This is a genomic window from Massilia sp. CFBP9012 (assembly GCF_034045115.1).
Lineage (GTDB): Bacteria > Pseudomonadota > Gammaproteobacteria > Burkholderiales > Burkholderiaceae_D > Telluria.
In genome coordinates, this window is the sequence record NZ_JAXCWM010000001.1 from 498,712 (window position 1) to 521,452 (window position 22,741).

The following is a 22,741-nucleotide window of genomic DNA, read 5'->3' on the forward strand; positions in this document are numbered from 1 at the left end:
TATCCAGCGCGGGTAGCTCGTGGACACGGCGCGGGCCCTGCGGCGATAATCGCCAGATGAGCGCCTCACCCCTGCCATTGCCGCCTTCCGCGCCGGAGTCCGCACCTTTTGCGGCGTCGGCCGAACCCGATCGTCCCCGTCCAACCTCGCTGACCGACCTGTTCGTCTCATTCACGCTGATCGCCCTGCAGGGCTTCGGCGGCGTGCTGGCCGTGATCCAGCAGCAAGTCGTCGAGCGCAAGCGCTGGATGAGCAACGAGGAATTCATCGAAGAATGGTCGGTGGCCCAGATCATGCCGGGCCCCAACGTATGCAACCTGGCCATGATGATCGGCACCCGCCACTTCGGCCTGGCCGGCGCCATGAGCGCCCTGGCCGGCATCCTCACCGTGCCGCTGATCCTGGTGCTGTGCCTGGCCCTGGTCTATGCGCAGTTCGCCGCTCAACCGCAGCTGCAGGGCGCCCTGCGCGGCATGGCCGCCGTCGCCGCCGGCCTGATCGCCGCCACCGGCCTGCGCATGTCGGTCGCGCTGACCAGGAACGTGATCCCGCTCGCGGCCTGCATCGCGATCGCCGCCACCGGCTTCGTGCTGCTGGCCTGGATCCGCGTGCCGCTGGCGGCCGTGATCGGCCTGCTCGGCGGCCTCGGCTGCGTGCTGGCCTGGCGCCGGCTCAAGCCATGAACGCGCCAGTCCTGGTATTCGGCTGGCACGACTGGCTGAACCTGTTCGTCCATTTCCTGATGCTGTCCATGATGTCGCTCGGCGGCGCGATCTCGACCACCTCCGAGATGCAGCGCTACCTGGTCGAGCGCCAGGGCTGGCTCAGCCAGACCCAGTTCGCCGACTCGGTGGCCCTGGCCCAATCGTCGCCCGGGCCCAACGTGTTGTTCGTGGCCCTGCTGGGCTGGAACGTGGGACTCAATTCCGGCAGCATGACGGCCGCGCTCAGCGGCGTCGCGATCTCGATGATCGGCATCATGCTGCCCTCCACCGTCTTCACTTACCAGGTGGCGCAATGGGCGCAGCGCAACCGCGAGCTGCGCGCCGTGCGCGCCTTCAAGCAGGGCATGGCGCCACTGGTGATCGCCATGCTGCTGTCGACTGCCTGGCTGCTGGCCACCGGCGGCGGCAAGGGCGGCGAACACATGGACAACTGGCCCCTGTGGTTGCTGACGGCGGCCACCGCCATCGTCATCTGGCGCACCCGCCTGCACCTGCTGTGGATGCTGGCGCTCGGCGCGCTGCTGGGAGCGCTGGGCGTGGTCTAGTTGGCAAGCGCCGCCTGGAACCGGCATACTGGCGTCATCCTTAAACTGTATCGAACACCAAGATGCCCCAACTCCTCAATGAACACGCCTGCTTCGGCGGCGTGCAGCGCTTCTACCAGCACGACTCGGCTGCCATCGGCCTGCCCATGAAATTCTCGGTCTACCTGCCGCCGGCGGCGGGCGAGAAGAAATTGCCGGTGCTGTTCTACCTGGCCGGTCTGACCTGCACCGAAGAAACCTTCATGATCAAGGCCGGCGCCCAGCGCCTGGCCAGCGAACTGGGCGTCATCCTGATTGCGCCCGACACCAGCCCGCGCGGCGCCAATGTGCCGGGAGAAAGCGACAGCTGGGACTTCGGCGCCGGCGCCGGGTTCTACCTCGACGCCACCCAGGAACCGTGGGCGCGCCACTACCGCATGCACAGCTACCTGCTGGAACTGCACGCGCTGGTGCTGGCCACCTTCCAGGCCGATCCAGGCAAGGTGGGCATCTTCGGCCACTCGATGGGCGGCCATGGCGCGCTGACCATGGCGCTCAAGCACCCCGACCTGTTCCGCTCGGTCTCGGCCTTCGCGCCGATCGCCGCGCCAAGCCGCTGCCCGTGGGGCAAGAAAGCCTTCGGCGGCTACCTCGGCGCCGACGAAAGCGCCTGGCAGCAATATGACGCCAGCGCACTGATGGCGTCGCACACGAGCGCGCCCTTCCCTGGCGGCATCCTGATCGACCAGGGCCTGGGCGACAAATTCCTTGTCGAGCAGCTCTTGCCCGAGGCGTTCGAGGATGCCTGCGCCAAGGCCGGGCAGCCGCTCACCCTGCGCCGCCACGCCGGCTACGACCACGGCTATTACTTCATCTCGACCTTCGTCGAAGACCACCTGCGTTTCCACAGCAGCCAGCTCGGCTAAGAACCTATCCCGGTAGGTTCTAAGCTGTCAGACACCCACGCGCGGCCCCGTCCGGGGCCGCCATTCTCCTCAGCATCATTCCTCGCGGCAAACGAACGACGGCTACGCTCGTCCCTGTGTATGCTGGAAGTTAACAACTTCTTCATCATGCAAGAGCCAGAACCATTCATCGACCGCATCGACGCCGGCAGGCATTTGGCCGGGGCGCTGCGTCATTACGCCGGACGCGCCGAAGTCGACCCGCCTGTGCTGGTACTCGCTCTGCCGCGCGGGGGCGTGCCGGTTGCCTTCCCCATCGCCCAGGCGCTGCGTGCTGAGCTCGACTTGATGCTGGTGCGCAAGCTCGGCTTGCCCAGCCAGCCGGAGTTCGCCATGGGCGCCATCGGCAGCGGCGGCGTGTGCGTCTTGCAGCCCGGCGTGCCGGGCCTGATGGGCGTAACCCAGGCCGAGGTCGATGCGGTCGTTGCGGCGGAACAGGCCGAGCTGGCGCGGCGCGAGCGGCGCTACCGCGGCGAGCGTCCGCCGGCCCGGCTCGAGGGACGCTGCGTGATCCTGGTCGACGATGGCGTCGCCACCGGATCGACGATGCTGGCGGCGGTCGAAGTCGCGCGCCGCCAGCATCCGTCCAGGCTGGTGCTGGCGGTGCCGGTGGCGGCCCAGGATGCGCTGCAGGTCTTGCGTGGCGTTGCCGACGAGGTGGTCTGCCCCCTCGCCCCGATGCGCTTTCGCGCCGTGGGGCAGTGGTACCGGCGCTTCGAGCAGACCGACGATGAAGAAGTGCAATCCCTGCTGGCGCAGGCGTGGGCGCGCTAACGCCACGGCGCCAGTCAACCCTACCTCAAGGAGCCGAGATGAACGATACGAACAATGAACAAGCAAACAACGTGGGCAAGTGGATCGGCGCAGCAGTCGCAGGCGCATTGCTGATGTACGCATTCGACCCGGATCGCGGTGCCAAGCGCCGCGCCAACGCCCGCGGCGCGCTGCGCGACGCGCGCGAACGCACCGGCAACCGCCTCGGGCACGCCTGGCACGACGCCGGCGACCGCCTCGACTCGGCGCGCGTGCGCGCCACCGGCGCCGCCGCCATTGCCGGCGAACGCCTGGCCGGCGCCGCCCATGCGGCAGGCGACCGCCTGGCCGAGGTCTCGCACCGCACGCGCGACCGGCTCGAACATGCCCGCGAGCGCCTGGCCGAGGCCTCGTACGACGCGAAAGACCGCGCCAGCCACGCCGCATACGAGGCGCGCGATCGCGTGAAACACGCCGCCTACGAGGCGCGCGACCGCGCCAGCCATGCCGCCCATGAAACGCGCGAACATGCCGAGTACGCCGCCGACCAGGCGCGCGACCGCGCCGAACATGCTGCCGAACGCGCCCGCGAACGCGCCGACCATGCGCGCGAACGCCTGGAACAGACCGCGCACAGCCTGAAAGCCGACGCCCGCTCGCGCGCCCACGCCGCCGGCAACCAGGTGCGCGCATGGACCGACCACCTGAGCCAGGTGTTCGGCTCGCGCAGCCCGACGCTCACCAATTCCGCCCTGCTGGGTACCGGCGCCCTGAGCGTGGTCGGCCTGGCGCGCCGCTCGCCGGCCGTGGCCCTGCTCGGCCTGGGCGCGCTGGCGGTTCTGCTGCGCAGCGACCGCGGCCGCCAGCTGGTCGATTCGCTGCGTCACCGCGGCGCCGCCAGCCAGGTCGAAGTGGAGAACTCGGTCCACATCGACGCCTCGCCGAAGGAAGTGTTCGATGCCTGGTCCGAAGTCGAGAACTTCCCGCGCTTCATGTCGCACGTGACCGAGGTGCGCGACCTGGGCCACCGCCGCTCGCACTGGGTGGTGCGCGGCCCCGGCGGCATGGAATACGCCTGGAACGCCGTCATGACCGAGCAGTCGCGTCCCGAGCGCCTGTCGTGGCGCAGCGAGCCGGGTTCGGAAATCGAGCAGGAAGGCACGGTGACCTTCGAGCCGTCCGGCAACGGCACCCGCGTCACGGTACACATGACCTACTCGCCGCCGGCTGGCGCGCTGGGCCACGGCATCGCGCGCATGCTGGGCGCCGATCCGCAACGCCAGATGGACGACGACCTGGCGCGCATGAAGGAGTTCATCGAGCGCGGCGGCGCCCACTACGCCGGCCATCAGGCGCCGCCGAGCCACAGCGCCTTGCACTGATGTGGCCATCCTCACCAATGCCACCCTCGACGCGGTGCGCGCGTCGGCCCGCCCCCTCACCGGGGGCGCGGACGACTACGACGCCCTGCTCGACATGGTCGGCAACGCCCGCTTCGTGCTGCTTGGGGAGGCCACCCACGGCAGCCACGAGTTCTATGCCGAGCGGGCGCGCATCACCCGGCGCCTGATCGAGGAAAAAGGCTTCACCGCGGTGGCGGTCGAAGCCGACTGGCCCGATGCCTGGCGCGTTAATCGTTACGTGCGCGGCGAAGGCGCGGATGCGAACGGCCGCGCCGCCCTGTCGGGCTTCGAACGCTTCCCGGCCTGGATGTGGCGCAACACGGCGGTGCTCGACTTCATCGAGTGGCTGTGCACGCACAACGACGGCGCGGGCGCCGCCGCCACAAAGGCGGGCTTCTATGGCCTGGACCTGTACAGCATGTACACCTCGATCCACGAGGTGCTGCGCTACCTGGAACGGGTCGACCCCAACGCCGCGCGCGAGGCGCGCAAGGTCTACGCCTGCTTCGACCACTACGAGCGGGACAGCCAGCAATACGGCTATCAGGCCAGCTTCGGCATGTCGCCCTCGTGCCAGGAAGGCGTGATCGCCACCCTGCGCACCCTGCAGCAGCGCGCCTTCGACTACGTACAGGCCGATGGCTCCGGCGACGCGTTCTTTTACGCCCAGCAGAACGCGCGCCTCGTCAAGAACGCGGAAGAGTATTACCGCACCATGTTCAAGGGCAGCATCTCATCCTGGAACCTGCGCGACAGCCACATGGCCGAGACCCTGGACGCGGTGGCGCGTCACCTGTCGCAGGATGGCAAGCCGGCGCGCATCGTGGTCTGGGAACACAACTCGCATATCGGCGACGCGCGCGCGACCGAGATCGGACGCCAGGGGGAATGGACGCTCGGCGAACTGGCGCGCAAGGCCCACGGCGCCGACACGGTATTGATCGGCTTCACCACCTACGAGGGCCGGGTGACGGCGGCCTCGGAATGGGATGGAGAGGGCCTGCACAAGCATGTGCGCCCGGCCCTGCAGAACAGCTACGAGCACCTGCTGCACAGCACCGGCATCGAGCGCTTCTTCCTGCCGCTACGCGAGCCGTCGCCGGCGCGCGACGCGCTGATGGAAGAGCGGCTGGAGCGCGCCATCGGCGTGCTGTACCTGCCGCGCAGCGAGCGCCAGAGCCACTACTTCATGGCCCAGCTGCCGCGCCAGTTCGACGCCGTGATCCACATCGACCGCACCACGGCGGTGGAGCCGCTCGACGCGACCAGCGGCTGGCATTCGGGCGAGCCGCCGGAGACGTATCCGGGCGGGTTGTGATGCACGTACGTCGTTAGCACGGCACGTTGTTAGCGCGCGTGCATCGCTAGCGCGCGCACGTCGTTCCCGCGAAGGCGGGAACCCAAGTTGTGCCTGCGCTGCCGTGATGCGAACAAAACTTGGGTCCCCGCCTGCGCGGGGACGACGTTCAGCTTAGGTGGCGCAATCACGCTCACCTACGGCATAACCATCCCGGCCATTCGCCTTTGCCACGTACAAAGCCCCATCTGCCGCCGCCAGCAGCGCGTCTTCACCCTGACCCGGCCGCCACAATGCGACGCCGACGCTGGCCGATACCGCCAGCATCCCGGCACCGGTGACGAACGGCACGCGCATCGCGGCCACGATCTTGGCGGCGATTTGGGCCACGATATGTTCGGCCTCTCCACCGCTCCCGATATCTTCCAGGATCACCACGAACTCGTCGCCCGACAGCCGCGCCGGCAGGTCGCTGGCGCGCACGCAGGTGCGCAGGCGTTCGCCGAATTCCTTCAGCACCTCGTCGCCCACGCCGTGGCCGTGGCTGTCGTTGATGCGCTTGAAGTGGTCCACGTCCAGGTAGGCCAGCGCCAGCGCCCGGCCGTGACGTGAGGCGCGCACCAGCGCCTGCTGCAGGGTCTCGTTGAAGCTGCGCCGGTTGGCCAGGCCGGTCAGGGTATCGATGCGCGCGAGGCGGCTCAACTGCTCTTCGACCTCCTTCACGTGCGTCATGTCGTGCTTGAGCGCGTACACGCCGGCCACGCTGCCATCCGGCTGCAAGTCGGGGATATAGACGCCTTCCAGCACCCGCGGCGCGCCCCCGATCAGCAACCGCATCTGGCAGGTGGTGGCGCGGCCGGCGAACGCGCCTTCCAGGCCATCCGCGCCCTGGCGCGCGGCATCTTCACCCATCAGCTGGGCGATCGACATGCCGACCAGCCGCTCGGGCGTGACCCCGAACCAGCGCTCGAAGGTCGCGTTGCCGAACCTGAAGCGCCGCTCGCGATCAAGGTAGGCGATCAGCACCGGCAGGTTGTCGGTGATCAGGCGCAGGCGCTTCTCGCTGGCCGCGCGCAGGCCTTCGGCGTTCTCGCGCTCGGCCATCAGCTGGTAGAAGGCATTGCCCAATTCCCCGATCTCGTCGCGCCGGGCGTCGTGCAGCACCGCGATGTCTGCGCCGTCGTGGCGGATCGCGCGGATGCGGTCGCGCAGGCGCTGCAGCGGCGCCAGCAACCGGAACACCAGCGCCCAGGCCAGCACGCCGGACGCCAGCGCCAGGCCGCTCGCGCCGTAGATGGCGTTGCGGCGCATCTGCGCCAGCGGAGCGAAAGCTTCCTCGGTGGGGTAACGTGCCCCGAGAATCCAGCCCGTCGTACGCAGGCGCTTGTAAGCGTAGATATACGTCCTGCCATCCCGGTCCCTGCCTTCCAGCCAGCCTTCGAAGCCATTGAGCGCGGGATCGGTTTTTGCATTGACATAAGGAGCCTGCTCGGCCGTCTGCAACAGCCGTCGGCGATCGGGATGATCGATCATGGTCCCGTTGTCGGTCATGAGGAACAGATAGCCCGACCCACCCGGCCTTAACGCCGATATCTGGCGCAGGAATCCCGAGGACTGCAGGTCCATGCTGGCAGTAAGTACTCCACTTGGCTTGCCGGCCCTGTCACGTACCGGTGCACTCACGATGACAACCTCGCGTTCAGAGATGCGACTGAAGAAAGGCTGCGACATATAACCGCGAAGCGTTGCCATGGGGCGTTCGAAATAGTCGCGGCCCGAGGCATCGAGCCGCTTGTTGTCGCCGACTGGACGCATCGACACGGTTTGCCGGCCCGCGGCATCGAGCAGGATCAAGTTGAGGTATTCATGCTCCCAGGTGGGCGCCTGGGCCTCGAGATAAAGTCGCGCACGGTCGTTCGCGCCCGTCGATGGCGGCATGCGGGAAGCCAGCGCTTCGACCTGGGTGATACGCGTCACAATGCGGTCATCCATGAATGACGCGGCATTGGACAGCATCGCATACTGCTGGTCGCCGATCACCGACTTCATGCCGCGCTCGGCCACCGCCAGGGTCGACAGGGTGACCAGCAAGGTGGCCACGAATACCAGGACGGCGGCGACGCACGCCATGCGCAGCTTCAGGGTTGCCGGCACCAGGCGCAGACCACGTTTAAGCATAGAGATGATTATCAACGACAATGCAACAAAGTATCACATACTAATCCGTACCTCCCAAGCAAGGCAGGGAAACGAGACAGAATCTGTTCAAGGCTTAGCAAGACCTGTTCAGCAATACTGTTGAATAAGTGAAATTTCAGCTAGGATTATCAGCTTGTTCGGACTGCCTTGAAGGAGCGTCATGAGTACATACACCCTGAATATCAACGGCAAGGCGCAGGCCGTCGACGTCGAAGCCGACACCCCGCTGCTGTGGGCCCTGCGCGATACCCTTGGCCTGGTCGGGACCAAGTATGGCTGCGGCCTGGGCCAGTGCGGCGCCTGCACCATCCATCTCGACGGCGTGGCGACCCGCGCCTGCGTGCTGCCGGTGTCCGCCATCGGCAACGCCAAGATCACCACCATCGAGGGCCTGGACGCCGATGCCCGCCATCCGCTGCAGGTGGCCTGGCAAGAGCTCGACGTGCCGCAATGCGGCTACTGTCAATCGGGGCAGATCATGAGCGCCTGCGCCCTGCTCAAGCAGCATCCGAAGCCGACCGACGCCCAGATCGACGACGCCATGGCCGGCAACCTGTGCCGCTGCGCCACCTATATGCGGATCCGCAAGGGCATCCACCGCGCCGCCGAGATCGCATCGACCGAAGGGACCAAGGCATGACGCTCGCTTCCACCTCCCGCCGCGGCTTCCTGCGCGCCGGCGCCGCCGGCGGCGCCTTCCTGATCGGCATGTCGGCGCAAGGCGTGCTGGCCGCCGTGACCGATACCAAGACCGGATCCGCCAACCCCGACTTCGTGCCGAACGCCTTCATCCGCATCGCGCGCGACGGCAGCGTGACGCTGATTTCCAAGCAGCCCGAGATCGGCCAGGGCATCAAGACCTCGCTGCCGATGGTGATCGCCGAGGAACTCGATGTCGCCTGGGAAAGCGTGCGCGTAGTCCAGGGCGACCTGAACCAGGAGGCCTATGGCAGCCAGGGTGCGGGCGGCTCGAACTCGACCCCGAACAATTACGAAAACTTCCGCCGCCTGGGCGCCACCGCGCGCGCCGTGCTGGTGCAGGCCGCGGCCCAGTCCTGGAAAGTGCCCGCCGCCGAATGCACGACCGACGGCGGCCATGTCCTGCACGCGGCCAGCAAGCGGCGCCTGGCCTATGGCGCACTGGTCGATGCGGCGGCGAAGCTGCCGCTGCCTGAAGCGGCGAGCGTGGCGGTCAAGGACCCGGCCACCTTCAAACTGCTGGGCAAGCGCATCGGTGGCGTCGACAATCCCGCCATCGTCAGCGGCAAGCCGCTGTTCGGCATCGACGTCCAGCTTCCCGGCATGCTGCACGCGCAATACGTCAAGTGCCCGGTGTTCGGCGGCAAGCCGCTGCGCGCCAACCTGGACGCGGTGCGCGCCCTGCCCGGCGTCAAGGACGCCTTCATCATCGAAGGGACGGGCAACCTGAACGGCCTGCGTCCCGGCGTGGCGATCGTCGCCACCTCGACCTGGGCGGCGATCCGCGCCCGCCGCGCGCTCGAAGTGACGTGGGACGAAAGCGGCGCCGCCAAGCACAGCTGGGCCGACTTCACGGCCCAGGCCAAGGCGGCCGCCAAACAGCCCGGCGCCACCGTGCTGCGCAAGGATGGCGACGTCCCCAAGGCCCTCAAGGGCGCGGCCAAGACCGTGGAAGCGGCCTACAGCTACCCCTTCATCTCGCATGCCAGTATGGAGCCGCAGAACTGCACCGCCTGGATCAAGCCCGACGGTGCGCTCGAACTGTGGGCCCCGACCCAGAACCCGAACGCGGGCCAGGCGCTCGTCTCGAGCACCTGCGGCATCCCGAGCGAGAAGATCACGATGCACATCATCCGCAGCGGCGGCGGCTTCGGCCGGCGCCTGAGCTCGGACTTCATCGTCGAAGCGACGGCGATCGCCCAGCGCATGAAGGACAAGGCCCCGGTCAAGCTGACCTGGACCCGCGAGGACGACCTGCAGCACGACCACTTCCGTCCGGGCGGTTTCCACTTCCTGCGCGGCGGCGTCGACAAGGCCGGCAAGGTCGTGGGATGGCACAATCACTTCGTCACCTTCGCCAACCGGGTGGAACAGGACGGCAAGAGCACTTTGCGCCCCGGCAGCGGCGGCAGCCTGTCGCCCGACGAGTTCCCGGGCCGCTGGCTGGCCAACTGCCAGCTGGAGCAGACCGCGCTGGAGTGCAGCATCCCGATGGGGCCGTGGCGCGCGCCCGGCAGCTGCGTGTTCGCCTGGGCCTTCCACAGCTTCATCGACGAGCTGGCGCATGCGGGCGGACGCGATCCGCTGGCCTTCCGCCTCGAACTGCTGGGTGATAAGGATATCGTGGCGCCGAGCGTCGAGCGCGGCCAGCCCTATAACGTGGCGCGCATGCGCGCGGTGCTGCAGACCGCCGCAGACAAGGCCGGCTGGGGCAAGAAGAAGTTCGCGCGCGGCCAGGGGCAAGGCATCGCCTTCCACTTCAGCCATCGCGGCTATGTGGCGCAAGTGGCCGAGGTGACCGTCTCGAAGGACGGCAAGGTGAAGGTCGACCGCGTGGTGGTGGCGTCCGACGTCGGCCCGACCATCATCAACCTGTCGGGCGCCGAGAACCAGGTGGAGGGTTCCGTGATCGACGGCCTGTCGACATTGATGTTCCCCGAGCTGAACCTCGAGAACGGCCGCATCGTGCAGAGCAACTTCCACGATTACCAGCTGCTGCGCATCGGCGACGCGCCGGCGAAGATCGAGATGCACTTCGTGAGGTCGGATCATCCGGTGACGGGCCTGGGCGAGCCGCCCCTGCCGCCGCTGGCGCCGGCGGTATGCAACGCGATCTTCGCCGCCACCGGCAAGCGGGTGCGCGAGCTCCCGCTCAGCAAGGTTGATCTGAGCTGGAGCTAGCAGACCAACTCGTCATTCCCGCGTAGGCGCACTGGTGTCCGGAATAATTTTGGGCGCTTGAAAAAGGCCGCTGTATAGGAAAAATCACGTCGTTCCCGCCCTCGCCGGGCGCCTTGGCGGGAACCTAAGTGTGCATGGCCAGTGGCCTAAAAATCGACCTCCGATGAACGTTCGGGTCACGCAAGAGCATGAACATTCTGTGATTTCACTTGGATCCCCGCCTCCGCGGGGATGACGATGCATACTTTGCGTATAAATATTCCGGACACCAGTGCGCGTAGGCGGGAATCCAAGTCCTATGCGTCACTGACAGCTTAAACGGCAGCGATAGCGCGGGCAAACTTGGATTCCCGCCAAGTCGCCCCGGCGAGGGCGGGAATGACGAGGTTACGGCAGGCGCTGCTCGCTCAGCGCGTGCGGATTCGCCGCGCGATGGCGTTCGACAATGGCCCGCGCCAGCTCTTCCTCGCGTGGATTCTGGGCCAGCACCCTGAGAATGCAGGCGCCGTGAATATCGCCTTCCGGGCGAAAGACGTCGTCGTAGTCGGTGCCGCCCTTGGCCGACGGCGAGTCCCCGACCGTGAAGTTGGATTGGCCCGGACCCGCCTCGTCTCCGATGGGCGACAGGGCGACGCTGTCCTGGGACAGGCCGGCGGCCAGCAGGTCGGCCCGCAATTGCTCGGCGATGGCGAAATCCTGGATGACGTGCACGATGGGATTGTTCATGTGTTGCTCCTTGGTTCACTATTGAACCAAGTTACCAGAATGACCGGGGTGGTGGCGCTCGGTCGATAGCGCAGGCCAGCACCGCACCATGCCATGCTCGATACACCACGCCCCCATGCGTTCAGCGCCAACACTTACCATGCATCCGGAGAATTCCATGAAAGATGTAAAAGTAGACGTTCGCGTCAATGTGACGGTCGATGCCGCCAGCGTGGTGTTGTTGCTTGCCACGACCATGATGGCCTTCCTGTTCTATAAGCAGAACCAGCAGGACAGACTGGACAGGCTCGCATCGAGCAAGCCTTAACTCAGCCCGCGATTACTTCGACCAGTTCGAAATGCAGGGTGACGAACTCGAAGTCGTCATGCAGTTCGTATTGCGGTAGACAGCGAACGTGGACGTCCTGGAACTCCCGCGCGCTGGCGAATCCCTCACCCCGCCACACCGCCTCCGGGATGTCCCCGAAACGGATGATCTGGACGTCGACGGCGCGGATGAGGCAGCGCAGGCGCTGCCTCAGGTCGTACACTTCGATCAGGTCGCCTACCTCATAGCTGCCATCGCCGTACTCGCTATAAGGCTTGTAGTAATCCTCGACCGTGTCGGCGGTGACCGTCTTGCGTCCAGCGATTACGGCGCGCGGCAAGCTGTCGTCATTCTCGTCGGCGCCCCAGAAGGTCAGGCGTTTTAGTCTCTGCATCGATTCCGCCTCATCAATCGGGTATCACGGCGGTCACCTCGATCTCGAGCCGCGCCCGTTCTTCCATCAGCCCCGCAACCTGCACCGCGCTCATGGCCGGATAATGCCGCCCCAGCACCTCGCGGTAGGCTGCACCGAGTGCGCGCCCCGCATCTAGATACTCGCGCTTGTCCACCACATACCAGGTCATGCGCACGATGTGCTCTGGCCCGGCGCCCGCTTCGCGCAGCACGGCGACGATGTTTTCCAGGGCCTGGCGCGCCTGCCCGACGAAGTCGTCGGTGTGGAAGCGCCCTTCGGCGTCCCAGCCGATCATGCCGCTGACGTAAATCTGCCGTCCACGGCAGGCCACGCCATTCGCATAGCCCCTGGGTCGCGGCCAGCCCGGCGGTTGAAGAATGTCCATCCCTGCTCCCGACAATGTGGTCAAGCCTTCGGCGCGAGCAGCTCGCGCGCGATGATCAGGAGCTGCACTTCGCTCGCTCCCTCGTAGATGCGCAGCGCGCGGATTTCGCGGTACAGGCTTTCCACCACCTGCCCGCTCTGCACGCCCTGCCCCCCGAACAGCTGCACCGCGGCGTCGATGACGCGCTGCGCCGATTCGGTGGCCGCCAGCTTGGCCATTGCCGCTTCCTTCGTCACCCGTTTGCCGCTGTCGCGCAGCCAGGCGGCGCGGTAGGTCAGCAGCGCGGCGGCGTCGATCTCCAGCGCCATCTGGGCCAGCTTGGCCTGGGTGAGCTGGAAGTCGGCCAAGGTCTTGCCGAACATGGGCCGCGCCTGGGCGCGCGCCAATGCTTCTTCCATGGCGCGCCGCGCGAAGCCCAGCGCGGCGGCGGCCACCGAGGTGCGGAATACGTCCAGCGTCGCCATCGCCACCTTGAAGCCCTGGCCTTCGGCCCCGACCAGGCAGTCGGCCGGCACGCGGCACCCGGTGAACCGCAGGCGCGCCAGGGGATGCGGCGCGATCACGTCGATGCGCTCGGCGATCTCCAGGCCGGGGGTCGTGGCGTCGACGATGAAGGCCGAGATACCTTTCGAGCCCCTCCCCCCCTCGCCGCCGCCGTCCCCGCTCCGGGCGAAGACGACGTAGAAATCGGCGATGCCGCCGTTCGAGATCCAGGTCTTCTCGCCATCGAGCACCCAGTCGTCGCCGTCGCGCCTCGCCGCGCAGCGCATGGCGGCGACGTCGGAGCCGGCTTCCGGCTCCGACAGGGCGAAGGCGGCGATCGCTTCTCCGTTGGCCACCGGCGGCAGCCAGCGCCGCTTCTGGTCCTGGGTGCCGAACAGCGAAATCGCCCCGCTGCCCAGGCCCTGCATCGCGAAGGCGAAGTCGGCCAGGCCGGCGTGGCGCGCCAGCGTTTCGCGGATCAGGCAGATGGCGCGGGTATCGATGGCTTCTTCGCCGACGGCGTGTCGCAGCCAGCCGTCGCGGCCAAGGCGCGCGACCAGCGCGCGGCAGACCGCATCGACGTCGCCGCCATGCGCATCGGTCAGGTTGTCCACCGCCCAGGCATCGAGTTCGCGCGCCAGCGCGCCATGACGCTCTTCAAAAAAGGGCCAGTCCAGGTAGTCCATCAATCCCCCTCGAAGCGCGGCCGTTCCTTGGCCACGAAGGCGTGGTAGGCGCGATGAAAATCATTGGTCGCCATGCAGATCGCCTGGGCCTGGGCCTCGGCTTCGATCGCCTCGTCCACGCCCATATTCCACTCCTGCTGCAGCATTTTCTTGGTCATGCCATGGGCGAAGGTCGGCCCATTGGCCAGCGTGGCGGCGAAAGCGGTGGCCTCGCCCAGCAGTTCTTCGGGCGCGCACAGGCGGTTGAAGAAGCCCCAGCGCTCGCCCTGTGCGCCATCCATCGAGCGGCCCGTGTACAGCAGCTCGGCGGCGCGGCCCTGGCCGATCACGCGCGGCAGCAGCGCGCAGGCGCCCATGTCGCAGCCGGCCAGGCCGACCCGGGTGAACAGGAAGGCGGTGCGGCTGCGCGCCGTGCCGTAGCGGATATCGGAGGCCAGCGCCAGGATCGCCCCGGCGCCGGCGCACACGCCGTCGACCGCCGCCACGACCGGCTGCGGACAGGCGCGCATCGCCTTGACCAAATCGCCCGTCATGCGGGTGAAGGCCAGCAGGCCGGGCATGTCCAGCTTCGTCAGCGGGCCGATGATCTCGTGCACGTCGCCGCCTGAGCAGAAATTCTCGCCGGCGCCAGTGATCACGACCGCCTTCACGTCGTCGGCATACGCCAGCGCGCGGAACAGGTCGCGCAGCTCGGCATAGGAATCGAAGGTCAGCGGGTTCTTGCGCTCGGGCCGGTTCAGGGTGAGGGTAGCGACGCCGGCATCGAGCGCGAAGCCGAAGTGCTGCGCCGCGTAGCCGGCAAGGCTGTTACGCCCGCCCGGCAGGCGGTGCGACTGCCCCGGTAGATAATGCATGTGTGACTCCTGATGATTGACTGATCAGCCTTCGAGCAGGCGCGCGGCCACCTGCTGTGGCGACAGTCCGCTTGCCGCCTGCAGCTGGCGTTCGCGCGCCAGATTGCGCTCCAGCTGCTGTTTGCCCGGCCCGTACTGGCGCGGCCAGGCAGCGCCAGTGTAGCCGATGCGCGCCGCTTCCATCAGCGTCCAGGCCGGGTTGGCCAGGTGCGGACGCGCCACCGCGCACAGGTCGGCGCGGCCAGCGGCGATGATGCCGTTGACGTGGTCGGCTTCGTAAATGCTGCCGACGGCGATGGTCGGGATGCCGGCCTCGTTGCGGATCCGGTCCGAGAACGGGGTCTGGAACATGCGGCCGAACACGGGCCGCTCGTGCTTGCTGACCTGGCCCGAGGAACAGTCGATCATGTCGGCGCCCGCCGCGCGGAACAGGCGCGCGATCTGCACCGCCTCCTGCGGCGTGGTGCCGCCCTCGACCCAATCGTGGCTCGAGATGCGCACGCTGATCGGCAGCTCGGCCGGCCAGGCCGCGCGCACCGCCGCGAACACCGCGAGCGGATAGCGGCAGCGGTTTTCCAGGCTGCCGCCGTAGGCATCCTGGCGCCGGTTGGTCAGGGAAGAAATAAAGCTCGACAGCAGGTAGCCATGCGCGCAGTGCAGTTCGAGCCAGTCGAAGCCGGCGTCAAAAGCAGCCCGGGTGGCGCGCACGAAGTCGTCCTTGATGCGTTCCAGGTCGCCCTGCGTCGCTTCAAGCGCGATCTGCGAGACGCCCTCGATGTACTGCTGGCGGGAGGCCGACAGCAGCGGCCAGTTGCCGCTATCCAGAGGCAGGTCGATGCCGTCCCACATCGACCGGGTCGAGCCCTTGGCGCCCGCATGGCCGAGCTGGATGCCGATCCTGGCGTCGCTGGCCGTGTGCACGAAGTCGACGATGCGTTTCCAGGCCAGCATCTGCTCCTGCGTGTAGAGGCCCGGGCAGCCGGGCGTGATGCGGGCGTCGGCCGAGACGCAAGTCATTTCGGCCATCACCAGCGCCGCCCCGCCCAGCGCCCGCGCGCCGAGGTGGGCCAGGTGGAAGTCGCCGACCACACCGTCCACGGCGGAGTATTGCGCCATCGGCGAGACCACCACCCGGTTCTTCAGCAGCACGCCACGCACCTTGTAGGGCGTGAACATGGGCGGCACCGGCCCCGAGGGCGGCGCCAGCCCGGCCTGGTGCGCCGCCGCAACCGCAAAACGGCGCTCGAAACCGTCGACATAGGCGGCGTCGCGCAGGCGCAGGTTTTCGTGCGACAGCCGCTGGCTGCGGGTGAGCAGTGAATAGGCGAACTGTTCGGCCTCCATGGCCGTGTAGCGCGCCACGTTCTCGAACCATTCCATCGAGTTGCGCGCGGCGCTTTGCAGTTTCAGCACTTCCACCAAGCGCGCCTCCTGGTAGCGCGCCAGGGCGGCAAAGAGGTCACTTTCTTTCCCGAGCTCGTCGGCCAGCCCGATCGCGTCTTCCAGCGCCAGCTTGGTGCCGGAGCCGATCGAGAAGTGGGCCGTATGGGCGGCGTCGCCCATCAGCACCAGCGGCACCTGGCGCCCATCGACCTCGACCGGATGCACCCACTGGCGGCAGGCCAGGCGCGGAAAGCGGATCCACATGCCGGATCCGCGCAGGTGGGCGGCGTTCGCCATCAACGGCTCGCCGTCCAGGTGGCGCGCGAACAGGCGCTCGCAGAAGGCCAGCGCCTCTGGCTGGCTCATGTCGGCCAGGCCGCTCGCGCGCCAGGTGGCCTCTAGCGTCTCGATGATGAAGGTCGAGGTCTCGCCGTCGTACTGGTAGGCGTGGGCCTGGAACCAGCCGTGTTCGGTCTCCTCGAAGGCGAAGGTGAAGGCGTCGAAATGCTTCTTCGTGCCCAGCCACACGAAGCGGCACAGGCGCTCCTCGACCTCGGGTTCGAATGCCTCGCGGTACTGCTGGCGCAGTGCGCTGTTCACGCCGTCGGCGGCCAGCACCAGGTCGGCGCGGTAGCGGCGCGCCAGCTCGGGCACGTCCTCGACCCGGGTGTCGAACACCAGGTCCACGCCCAGCGCGCGGCAGCGCTCTTGCAGGATGTCGAGCAGCCGCTTGCGCCCGATGCCGCAAAAGCCGTGGCCGTGCGAGGTGACGGTGGCGCCCTTGAAGTGGACATCGATCGTGTCCCAGTGATTGAACGATTGCAGGATGGCGCGCGCGCTCAGTTCGTCGGCCCGGGCCAGATGGCCCAGCGTCTGGTCCGAGAACACCACGCCCCAGCCGAAGGTGTCCCCTGGCCGGTTGCGCTCGATGACGGTCACCGCATGCGTCGGATGGCGCAGTTTCATGAGCAGGCCAAAGTAGAGACCGGCAGGGCCGCCGCCCACGCAGACGATGTTCATTTCCCCTCCCCGATGCTGGTGTGGGTGATAGTTTACCCGACCCCAATGCTTGAGGTATCAATTACTTGTTGCGCGCGTAAGAAACCCCCTCTGGAAATCACCAGTTTTTAGTACAATCAAGAAAGAACGTACCGAGAGCCCGGATGATGCGCAGCCGGCCACCCAACTTGGATAAACGCCACCGACAAGATGAAGATCTCAGACCGAATCGCGCACTCCCGTCCCCTTGCCACCACCGCCATGCATGGCCGCGCCGAAGCGCTGCGCAATGCGGGTGAACAAGTCATCGATTTTTCGATCGCGATTTCGCACTTCCCGGCCCCGGCCACCGTGCTGGACGCCGTCTCCGGCGCCATCGAGAGCGAGCGCACACTGCCGTATACCGAGGTGGGCGGCGCGCTGAAGGTGCGCGAGGCGCTGCGCGCCAAGCTGGCGGCCGAGAACCGGATCGAGGCGCAGGTGGATGAGATCATCGTGACCAACGGTTGCAAGCAGGCGTATTACCAGGCCTTGTATGCGATGACCGATCCGGGCGACCGCATCGCCGTGTTCCGTCCGCACTGGCCGGCCTATCTCGCCACCGCCGAACTGCTGGGACTCGAGGTGGTGCTGGCCGACCTGCCGGAAACGCTCACCGAAGCGTGCCTGGCGGCTTTCGGCCGCGTCAAGGTGCTGGTGCTGAACAATCCGCACAACCCGACCGGCAAGGTATTCACCCGGCGCGAACTGGAACTGGTGCGCGACTGGGCGACGGCCGGCGGCGTGCACGTGATCGTCGACGAGAGCTACGAACACCTGATCTATGACGGCGAACACGTCACGCTGGCGGCGCTGTGCGACTGGCGCACGGTGGGCGTGGTCACCCTGTTCTCGGCCTCGCAGAGCTATGCCATGATGGGCTGGCGGGTCGGTTTCGCGCTCGCCCCCGCCGCCCTGGTGAATGCGATGCAGACCCTGCAGGGGCCGATCACGGCCGCCGCGCCGCACCTGTCGCAGGTGGCGGCGGTGGCCGCCTTCGCCACCGGCACGCCGCACGAGCTGCTGCGCGACTATCGCGCGCGGCGCGACCTGGTGGTGGGCCGCTTCGCCGACGTGCCCTGGATTACCATGCATGCGCCGGCTTCCGGCCCCTACCTGTGGGGCGAGGTGCGCGGGCTCACCATGGACACGGTCGGCTTCGCCGAGCGCCTGCTGGACGAGGAAAGAGTGGCGCTGATGCCGGGCGACGCGCTCGGCGAGCCAGGCTTCATCCGCATCGGCTATATCTCGGACGATGAAGACACCCTGATGGAAGGCGTGCGCCGCATCATTGCATTCGGTACGCGCTTGGCGCAGGCGCCGGAGCCTCGATGAGCAGTTTGCTGTGGCGCTTTCGCCTGAATAGCCTGCGCAGCCGCCTGATGCTGCTGGTGCTGCTGGCGATCACACCGATCGCCGTCGTCACCGTATTGGGCGGTCTGCGCGAGCGCGAGGCGGCGATCCGCGCCTCGGAAGAAAACCTCAAGCGCCTCACCGCCCTGGCGGCCGCCAACGAGGCGCAATCGATCGACCGCGCGCGCCAGATCCTGGTCGACCTGGTCAGCGTGCCCGACCTGATGGGCGACACCGCTGGTTGTAACGCCCTGCTGGCCAATGTCCTCGACCGCAACGAGGGCTACGTCAACTTCGGCCTGATCCAGCTGAACGGCGACGTCTCCTGCAGCGCGGTGCCGATGCTGCATCCGGTGAACCTGGGCGACCGCAGCCACTTCAAGCGCGCCATCGCCGAACGCCGCTTCATCGCCAGCGACTATGTGTTCGGGCGCGTGATCCGCAAGCATACGATCAATCTCACCTATCCCGTCATCGACCGCTCGGGCGACGTGGTGGCGGTGGTGTTCGCGGCCATGGACCTGGCCGGCCTGGACACCTTCGTCAACGACATCAGCATGCCGCCCGGCTCGATCCTGGAGACGGCCGACGCCTCGGGCAACCTGATCTCGCGCCGCCCCGACCCCGAGCGCTGGTTCGGCAAGCGCGTCACCGGCCCGCTGCTGGACGCCATGCGCGGGCCGCACGAACGCGCGCTGGTGGTGCGCAGCGAGGACGGGATCGAGCGCCTGCACGCCTTCGCCCGCGTCGGCTCGCCGACCCTCACCGACTACACCATCACCATCGGCGTGCCGACCGACCTGATCACCCAGGTCGCGCGTGACGCCCAGTTCATGTCCCTTCTCGGCCTCGGCGCCACCACCCTGCTGGCGCTGCTGGCGGCCTGGCTGGCTGGCGAAAAACTGATCGTGCAGCGGGTGCGCGGCCTGACCACGGTCGCGCGCCGCATCGCCGCCGGCGAGCTCGATGCGCGCACGAAGATCGAATACGGCAACGAGGAGATCGGGCGGCTGGCGGCGGCGCTGGACGAGATGGCCGAGAACCTGCAGAAGAAGGAAGCCGCGCGCGGCCAGGCCGAGCGCGAACTGCGCGCCGCCGACCAGCGCAAGGACGAATTCCTGGCGATGCTGGCGCACGAGCTGAGAAATCCGCTGGCGCCGATCAGCACCGGCGCCCACCTGCTCAAGCTGCTGCACTCGGATAACGCCCAGATCACCCAGACCTGCGCCATCATCGCGCGCCAGGTCGAGCACATGACCAGCCTGGTCGACGACCTGCTGGACGTGTCGCGCGTGACGCGCGGCCTGGTGTCGCTGTCGACCCAGGTGCTGGACCTGCGCAATGTGATCGACGACGCCGCCGAGCAGATCCGCCCCCTGATCGGCGCGCGGCGCCACAAGGTGGTGCTCGACCTGCCGACCGGCCCGGCCCACGTCAAGGGCGACCACAAGCGCCTGGTGCAGGTGGTGGCCAACCTGCTCGGCAACGCCACCAAGTACACACCGGAGGGCGGCCACATCCAGCTCCAGCTGGTCGACGTGGGCGACGACTGGGAACTGAGCGTGAGCGACGACGGCATCGGCATGGACGCGCGCCTGGTCGAACGCGTGTTCGACCTGTTCACCCAGGCCGAGCGCACCCCGGACCGCTCGCAGGGCGGCCTGGGACTGGGACTGGCGCTGGCCAAGAGCCTGGTCGAGCTGCATGGCGGCAGCGTCGGCGCGCGCAGCCCCGGCCTGGGCCACGGCAGCACCTTCACCGTGCGCCTGCCGCGCCACCGGCAGGAAAGCATGCCCGTGCCCGCGCACCTGCCGGTCCAGCTTCCCACAGGCAGCCCGATCATCGATGCGGCGCCGAACGCGCTGCGCATCCTGGTGGTGGACGACAACCTCGACGCCGCACACACGCTCAACCTGTTCCTGCGCGCCACCGGCTACGACGTCGAGATCGCCTATTGCGGCGTCGATGCGATCGAGATCGCCAAGGTGTTCGCGCCCCAGGTCTGCATCCTCGACATCGGCCTGCCCGACATGGATGGCAATGAACTGGCGCGCCGCCTGCGCCGCCTGCCGCAGACCAGCGGCGCGACCCTGGTCGCCGCCACCGGCTACGGGCGCCAGCAAGACCGCGACGCGGCCAGCCAGGCCGGCTTCGACCATTACCTGGTCAAGCCGGTCAGCACGCTGCAACTGGGCGAGCTGCTGGCAGCGGCCGCCGCCCGCTAGCCGCAGCTTGGTCCGCATCGTGTCGAGGCGGACCTGTTGCCATTTCACCTTCGGTCGTGCCGGAACAACAAGGCGGTAAATATCGCGTGACAGGGCACATCCTGCGTGCATAGAATTTGCCAACAAGCAAATTTATGCACTCCGGAGAAATTCTGTGGGCATGCTGACCTGGATGCTGCCTGATGGTTCCCACTGACGATATCGCGCAATGGCGCGAGCGTGTTTTCTCTACTTTGCTGCCGATCGTACTGTTGCTGGGCATCAGCGCCGCCCTGCCGAGCATCGCCGTGGCGCTGCGCCAGGGCCTGTGGCAGATCGCGCTGATGGATGCAATGGCGCTGGCATGGATCTTCGCCATCTGGCGCCTCGACCGCCTGCCGCACACCTTCCGCGTGCTGAACTTCCTGGCCGTGCTGTTCATGGTCGCCATCGGACTGATGCTGGCGGTGGGACCGGTGAGCCTGAACTACCTGATGGCGCCGCCGATCATGGCCGTGATCCTGCTCGGCAACCGGCCCGGCATCCTCACGCTCGCCCTCGGCGCGCTGTGCATCGTGGCGTTCGGCATGAACGGCTACGCGAAGCTGTACGTGCCGGGGCTGGAGACCGATCCGCTGTTGTCATCGCTGGTGGTGGCGGTCAACTTCAGCTGCGTCGGCGCCCTCGTCACCTTTGCCGCCGGCACCCTGTTCAAGGGGCTGGCAAGCTCGGTGCAGGAGGCGCGCACCGCCGCCGACGCCGTCAACCGCCTGGCCTTCTACGACGTGCTCACCGGCCTGCCGAACCGGCGCCTGCTGATGGACCGCCTGGCCGAACTGGCCGAGCGCGCACGCCGCGGCAGCACCCTGGGCGCCGTGCTGTACGTCGACCTCGACAACTTCAAGAACGTCAACGATGCGCGCGGCCATGCCGTCGGCGACGAGCTGTTGCGCCAGGCGGCCGAACGCCTGGCTGCGGTGGCCGGAGAGCAGGCCTGCGTGGCGCGCCTGGGCGGCGACGAGTTCGTGGTGCTGCTGGACGACCTGGGCCCGGACGCCGGCGCCGCCACCGCGCATGCGTTGGATCTGGCCGAAGAGATCCGCGGCGCGCTGTGCGAAAAGATGATCATCGAAGGCCAGCGCTACTACGCCACCACCAGCATTGGCGTCGCGCTGACCGCGGCGGCAGGCGCGCCGGCCCCGCTGCACGACCTGCTGCGCGAGGCCGATACAGCCATGTACCACGCCAAGGCGCGCGGCCGCAACGGCGTGACCCTGTTCGAGGCCGGCATGCTGCGCGACGCCGAGCGCCGCCTCACCCTCGAGCGCGACCTGGGCCTGGCGCTGGACCACGGCGAGCTGTCGCTGCACCTGCAGCTGCAGGTCGACGGCGCGCGGCGCCCGAGCGGGGCCGAGCTCCTGATGCGTTGGCGCCGCAAGGACGGCAGCAGCGTGCCGCCCGACCAGTTCATCCCGGTCGCCGAGTCGAGCGGCCTGATCGTGCCGCTGGGCGAATGGGCGCTGCGCGAAGCCTGCCTGGCCTGGCATGCGCTGGCGCGCGCCGGCCATCCGCTGCCGCTGTCGGTCAACGTCAGCCCGATGCAGTTCCGCCAGCCCGACTTCGTGGCGCGGGTGGAAAGCATCCTGCACGATACCGGGGTGCCACCCGGCCAGCTGGTGTTCGAGATCACCGAAGGATTGCTGGTCGACCGCCGCGACCGCACCATCGAGCGCATGCACGAGCTGGCCGCGCTCGGCATCCGGATCTCGGTCGACGATTTCGGCACCGGTTATTCGAGCCTGGCCTACCTGACCCGCATGCCGCTGTACGAACTCAAGATCGACAAGAGTTTTATCCGCGACACCCCGCACGACAAGGACGGCACCGCGATCGTGCAGTCGATCCTGTCGATGGCCGGCCACCTGGGCCTGCGCGTGGTCGCCGAGGGCGTCGAGACCGAGGCCCAGGCCGGATATCTCGCGCGCCACGGCAATGCCAGCATGCAGGGTTATCTGTTCCACCGGCCGATGCCGCTGGAAGATCTGTTAGCGCATCTGCGCGGTCTTCCTGCGTTACTGGCCTGAGCGGCCGGCGCGGCACAAGCGCCGCCGACGTAAAGCCGCGCGATCCCGTATCATTTCATCCTGTCATGACATGCTGA

At 67.6% G+C, this 22,741-nt stretch carries 19 protein-coding genes; 12 read left to right on the forward strand and 7 right to left on the reverse strand.

Features of this window, described 5'->3' with window-relative positions:
* Nucleotides 1-56 precede the first annotated feature (56 nt).
* The 6 genes from SOM61_RS01995 (at nucleotide 57) to SOM61_RS02020 (ending at nucleotide 5,688) form a co-directional block, all read left to right on the forward strand.
* Nucleotides 57-683: a chromate transporter gene (locus tag SOM61_RS01995; protein WP_320472528.1), complete on the forward strand. Its 627-nt coding sequence runs from the start codon at nucleotides 57-59 to the stop codon at nucleotides 681-683.
* Nucleotides 680-1,270, forward strand: coding sequence for a chromate transporter (locus SOM61_RS02000; protein ID WP_320472529.1), 591 nt, complete (start codon nucleotides 680-682; stop codon nucleotides 1,268-1,270). The genes SOM61_RS01995 and SOM61_RS02000 overlap by 4 nt, the downstream gene beginning before the upstream one ends.
* Nucleotides 1,271-1,332: 62 nt before the next feature.
* Nucleotides 1,333-2,175: an S-formylglutathione hydrolase gene (gene fghA, locus SOM61_RS02005; protein WP_320472530.1), complete on the forward strand. Its 843-nt coding sequence runs from the start codon at nucleotides 1,333-1,335 to the stop codon at nucleotides 2,173-2,175.
* 147 nt (nucleotides 2,176-2,322) lie between these two features.
* Nucleotides 2,323-2,988, forward strand: coding sequence for a phosphoribosyltransferase (locus tag SOM61_RS02010; protein WP_320472531.1), 666 nt, complete (start codon nucleotides 2,323-2,325; stop codon nucleotides 2,986-2,988).
* Between the two features lie 38 nt (nucleotides 2,989-3,026).
* Nucleotides 3,027-4,349, forward strand: coding sequence for an SRPBCC family protein (locus tag SOM61_RS02015; protein ID WP_320472532.1), 1,323 nt, complete (start codon nucleotides 3,027-3,029; stop codon nucleotides 4,347-4,349).
* Nucleotide 4,350: 1 nt separating this feature from the next.
* Nucleotides 4,351-5,688: an erythromycin esterase family protein gene (locus SOM61_RS02020; RefSeq protein WP_320472533.1), complete on the forward strand. Its 1,338-nt coding sequence runs from the start codon at nucleotides 4,351-4,353 to the stop codon at nucleotides 5,686-5,688.
* A 153-nt stretch (nucleotides 5,689-5,841) separates the two neighbouring features.
* Here SOM61_RS02020 and SOM61_RS02025 read toward each other — a convergent pair whose 3' ends face one another.
* Nucleotides 5,842-7,845 carry a diguanylate cyclase domain-containing protein gene (locus tag SOM61_RS02025; protein ID WP_320472534.1) on the reverse strand — a complete coding sequence of 668 codons (2,004 nt, stop codon included), beginning with the start codon at nucleotides 7,843-7,845 and terminating at the stop codon, nucleotides 5,842-5,844.
* A 181-nt stretch (nucleotides 7,846-8,026) separates the two neighbouring features.
* On the opposite strand from SOM61_RS02025, the gene SOM61_RS02030 reads away from it, so the two are divergent.
* Both SOM61_RS02030 and SOM61_RS02035 read left to right on the forward strand, forming a co-directional pair.
* The gene (locus SOM61_RS02030) at nucleotides 8,027-8,506 is read left to right on the forward strand and encodes a (2Fe-2S)-binding protein (RefSeq protein WP_320472535.1); all 480 of its coding nucleotides are present in this window, start codon (nucleotides 8,027-8,029) and stop codon (nucleotides 8,504-8,506) included.
* On the forward strand, nucleotides 8,503-10,746 hold the full coding sequence (locus SOM61_RS02035; protein ID WP_320472536.1) for a xanthine dehydrogenase family protein molybdopterin-binding subunit: 2,244 nt from the start codon (nucleotides 8,503-8,505) through the stop codon (nucleotides 10,744-10,746). Before SOM61_RS02030 ends, SOM61_RS02035 begins: the two co-directional genes overlap by 4 nt.
* A 387-nt stretch (nucleotides 10,747-11,133) precedes the next feature.
* On the opposite strand, the gene SOM61_RS02040 is transcribed toward SOM61_RS02035, so the two are convergent.
* Nucleotides 11,134-11,472, reverse strand: coding sequence for a hypothetical protein (locus tag SOM61_RS02040; protein WP_320472537.1), 339 nt, complete (start codon nucleotides 11,470-11,472; stop codon nucleotides 11,134-11,136).
* A gap of 157 nt (nucleotides 11,473-11,629) precedes the next feature.
* Between SOM61_RS02040 and SOM61_RS02045 the strand changes: the two genes are divergently transcribed.
* Nucleotides 11,630-11,779, forward strand: a complete 150-nt coding sequence (locus SOM61_RS02045) for a hypothetical protein (protein WP_320472538.1) — start codon at nucleotides 11,630-11,632, stop codon at nucleotides 11,777-11,779.
* Between the two features lies 1 nt (nucleotide 11,780).
* On the opposite strand, the gene SOM61_RS02050 is transcribed toward SOM61_RS02045, so the two are convergent.
* The 5 genes from SOM61_RS02050 to SOM61_RS02070 are packed head-to-tail and all read right to left on the reverse strand — an operon-like array spanning nucleotide 11,781 to nucleotide 17,005.
* Nucleotides 11,781-12,173: an ASCH domain-containing protein gene (locus SOM61_RS02050; protein ID WP_320472539.1), complete on the reverse strand. Its 393-nt coding sequence runs from the start codon at nucleotides 12,171-12,173 to the stop codon at nucleotides 11,781-11,783.
* 13 nt (nucleotides 12,174-12,186) lie between these two features.
* On the reverse strand, nucleotides 12,187-12,579 hold the full coding sequence (locus SOM61_RS02055) for a RidA family protein (RefSeq protein ID WP_320472540.1): 393 nt from the start codon (nucleotides 12,577-12,579) through the stop codon (nucleotides 12,187-12,189).
* Nucleotides 12,580-12,599: 20 nt separating this feature from the next.
* Nucleotides 12,600-13,748: an acyl-CoA dehydrogenase family protein gene (locus SOM61_RS02060; protein ID WP_320472541.1), complete on the reverse strand. Its 1,149-nt coding sequence runs from the start codon at nucleotides 13,746-13,748 to the stop codon at nucleotides 12,600-12,602.
* Nucleotides 13,748-14,602, reverse strand: a complete 855-nt coding sequence (locus SOM61_RS02065) for an enoyl-CoA hydratase family protein (RefSeq protein ID WP_320472542.1) — start codon at nucleotides 14,600-14,602, stop codon at nucleotides 13,748-13,750. Before SOM61_RS02065 ends, SOM61_RS02060 begins: the two co-directional genes overlap by 1 nt.
* Nucleotides 14,603-14,626: 24 nt before the next feature.
* Nucleotides 14,627-17,005 (reverse strand): bifunctional salicylyl-CoA 5-hydroxylase/oxidoreductase, encoded by a 2,379-nt coding sequence (locus tag SOM61_RS02070; RefSeq protein ID WP_320472543.1) that lies wholly within the window; start codon nucleotides 17,003-17,005, stop codon nucleotides 14,627-14,629.
* A 189-nt stretch (nucleotides 17,006-17,194) separates the two neighbouring features.
* Here SOM61_RS02070 and SOM61_RS02075 point away from each other — a divergent pair, with 189 nt between their 5' ends.
* From SOM61_RS02075 to SOM61_RS02085, 3 genes are all read left to right on the forward strand, one after another.
* Nucleotides 17,195-18,358, forward strand: coding sequence for a pyridoxal phosphate-dependent aminotransferase (locus SOM61_RS02075; protein ID WP_320472544.1), 1,164 nt, complete (start codon nucleotides 17,195-17,197; stop codon nucleotides 18,356-18,358).
* The gene (locus SOM61_RS02080; RefSeq protein WP_320472545.1) at nucleotides 18,355-20,601 is read left to right on the forward strand and encodes a hybrid sensor histidine kinase/response regulator; all 2,247 of its coding nucleotides are present in this window, start codon (nucleotides 18,355-18,357) and stop codon (nucleotides 20,599-20,601) included. Before SOM61_RS02075 ends, SOM61_RS02080 begins: the two co-directional genes overlap by 4 nt.
* 182 nt (nucleotides 20,602-20,783) lie before the next feature.
* Nucleotides 20,784-22,664 (forward strand): putative bifunctional diguanylate cyclase/phosphodiesterase, encoded by a 1,881-nt coding sequence (locus SOM61_RS02085; protein ID WP_320472546.1) that lies wholly within the window; start codon nucleotides 20,784-20,786, stop codon nucleotides 22,662-22,664.
* Nucleotides 22,665-22,741: the final 77 nt, after the last annotated feature.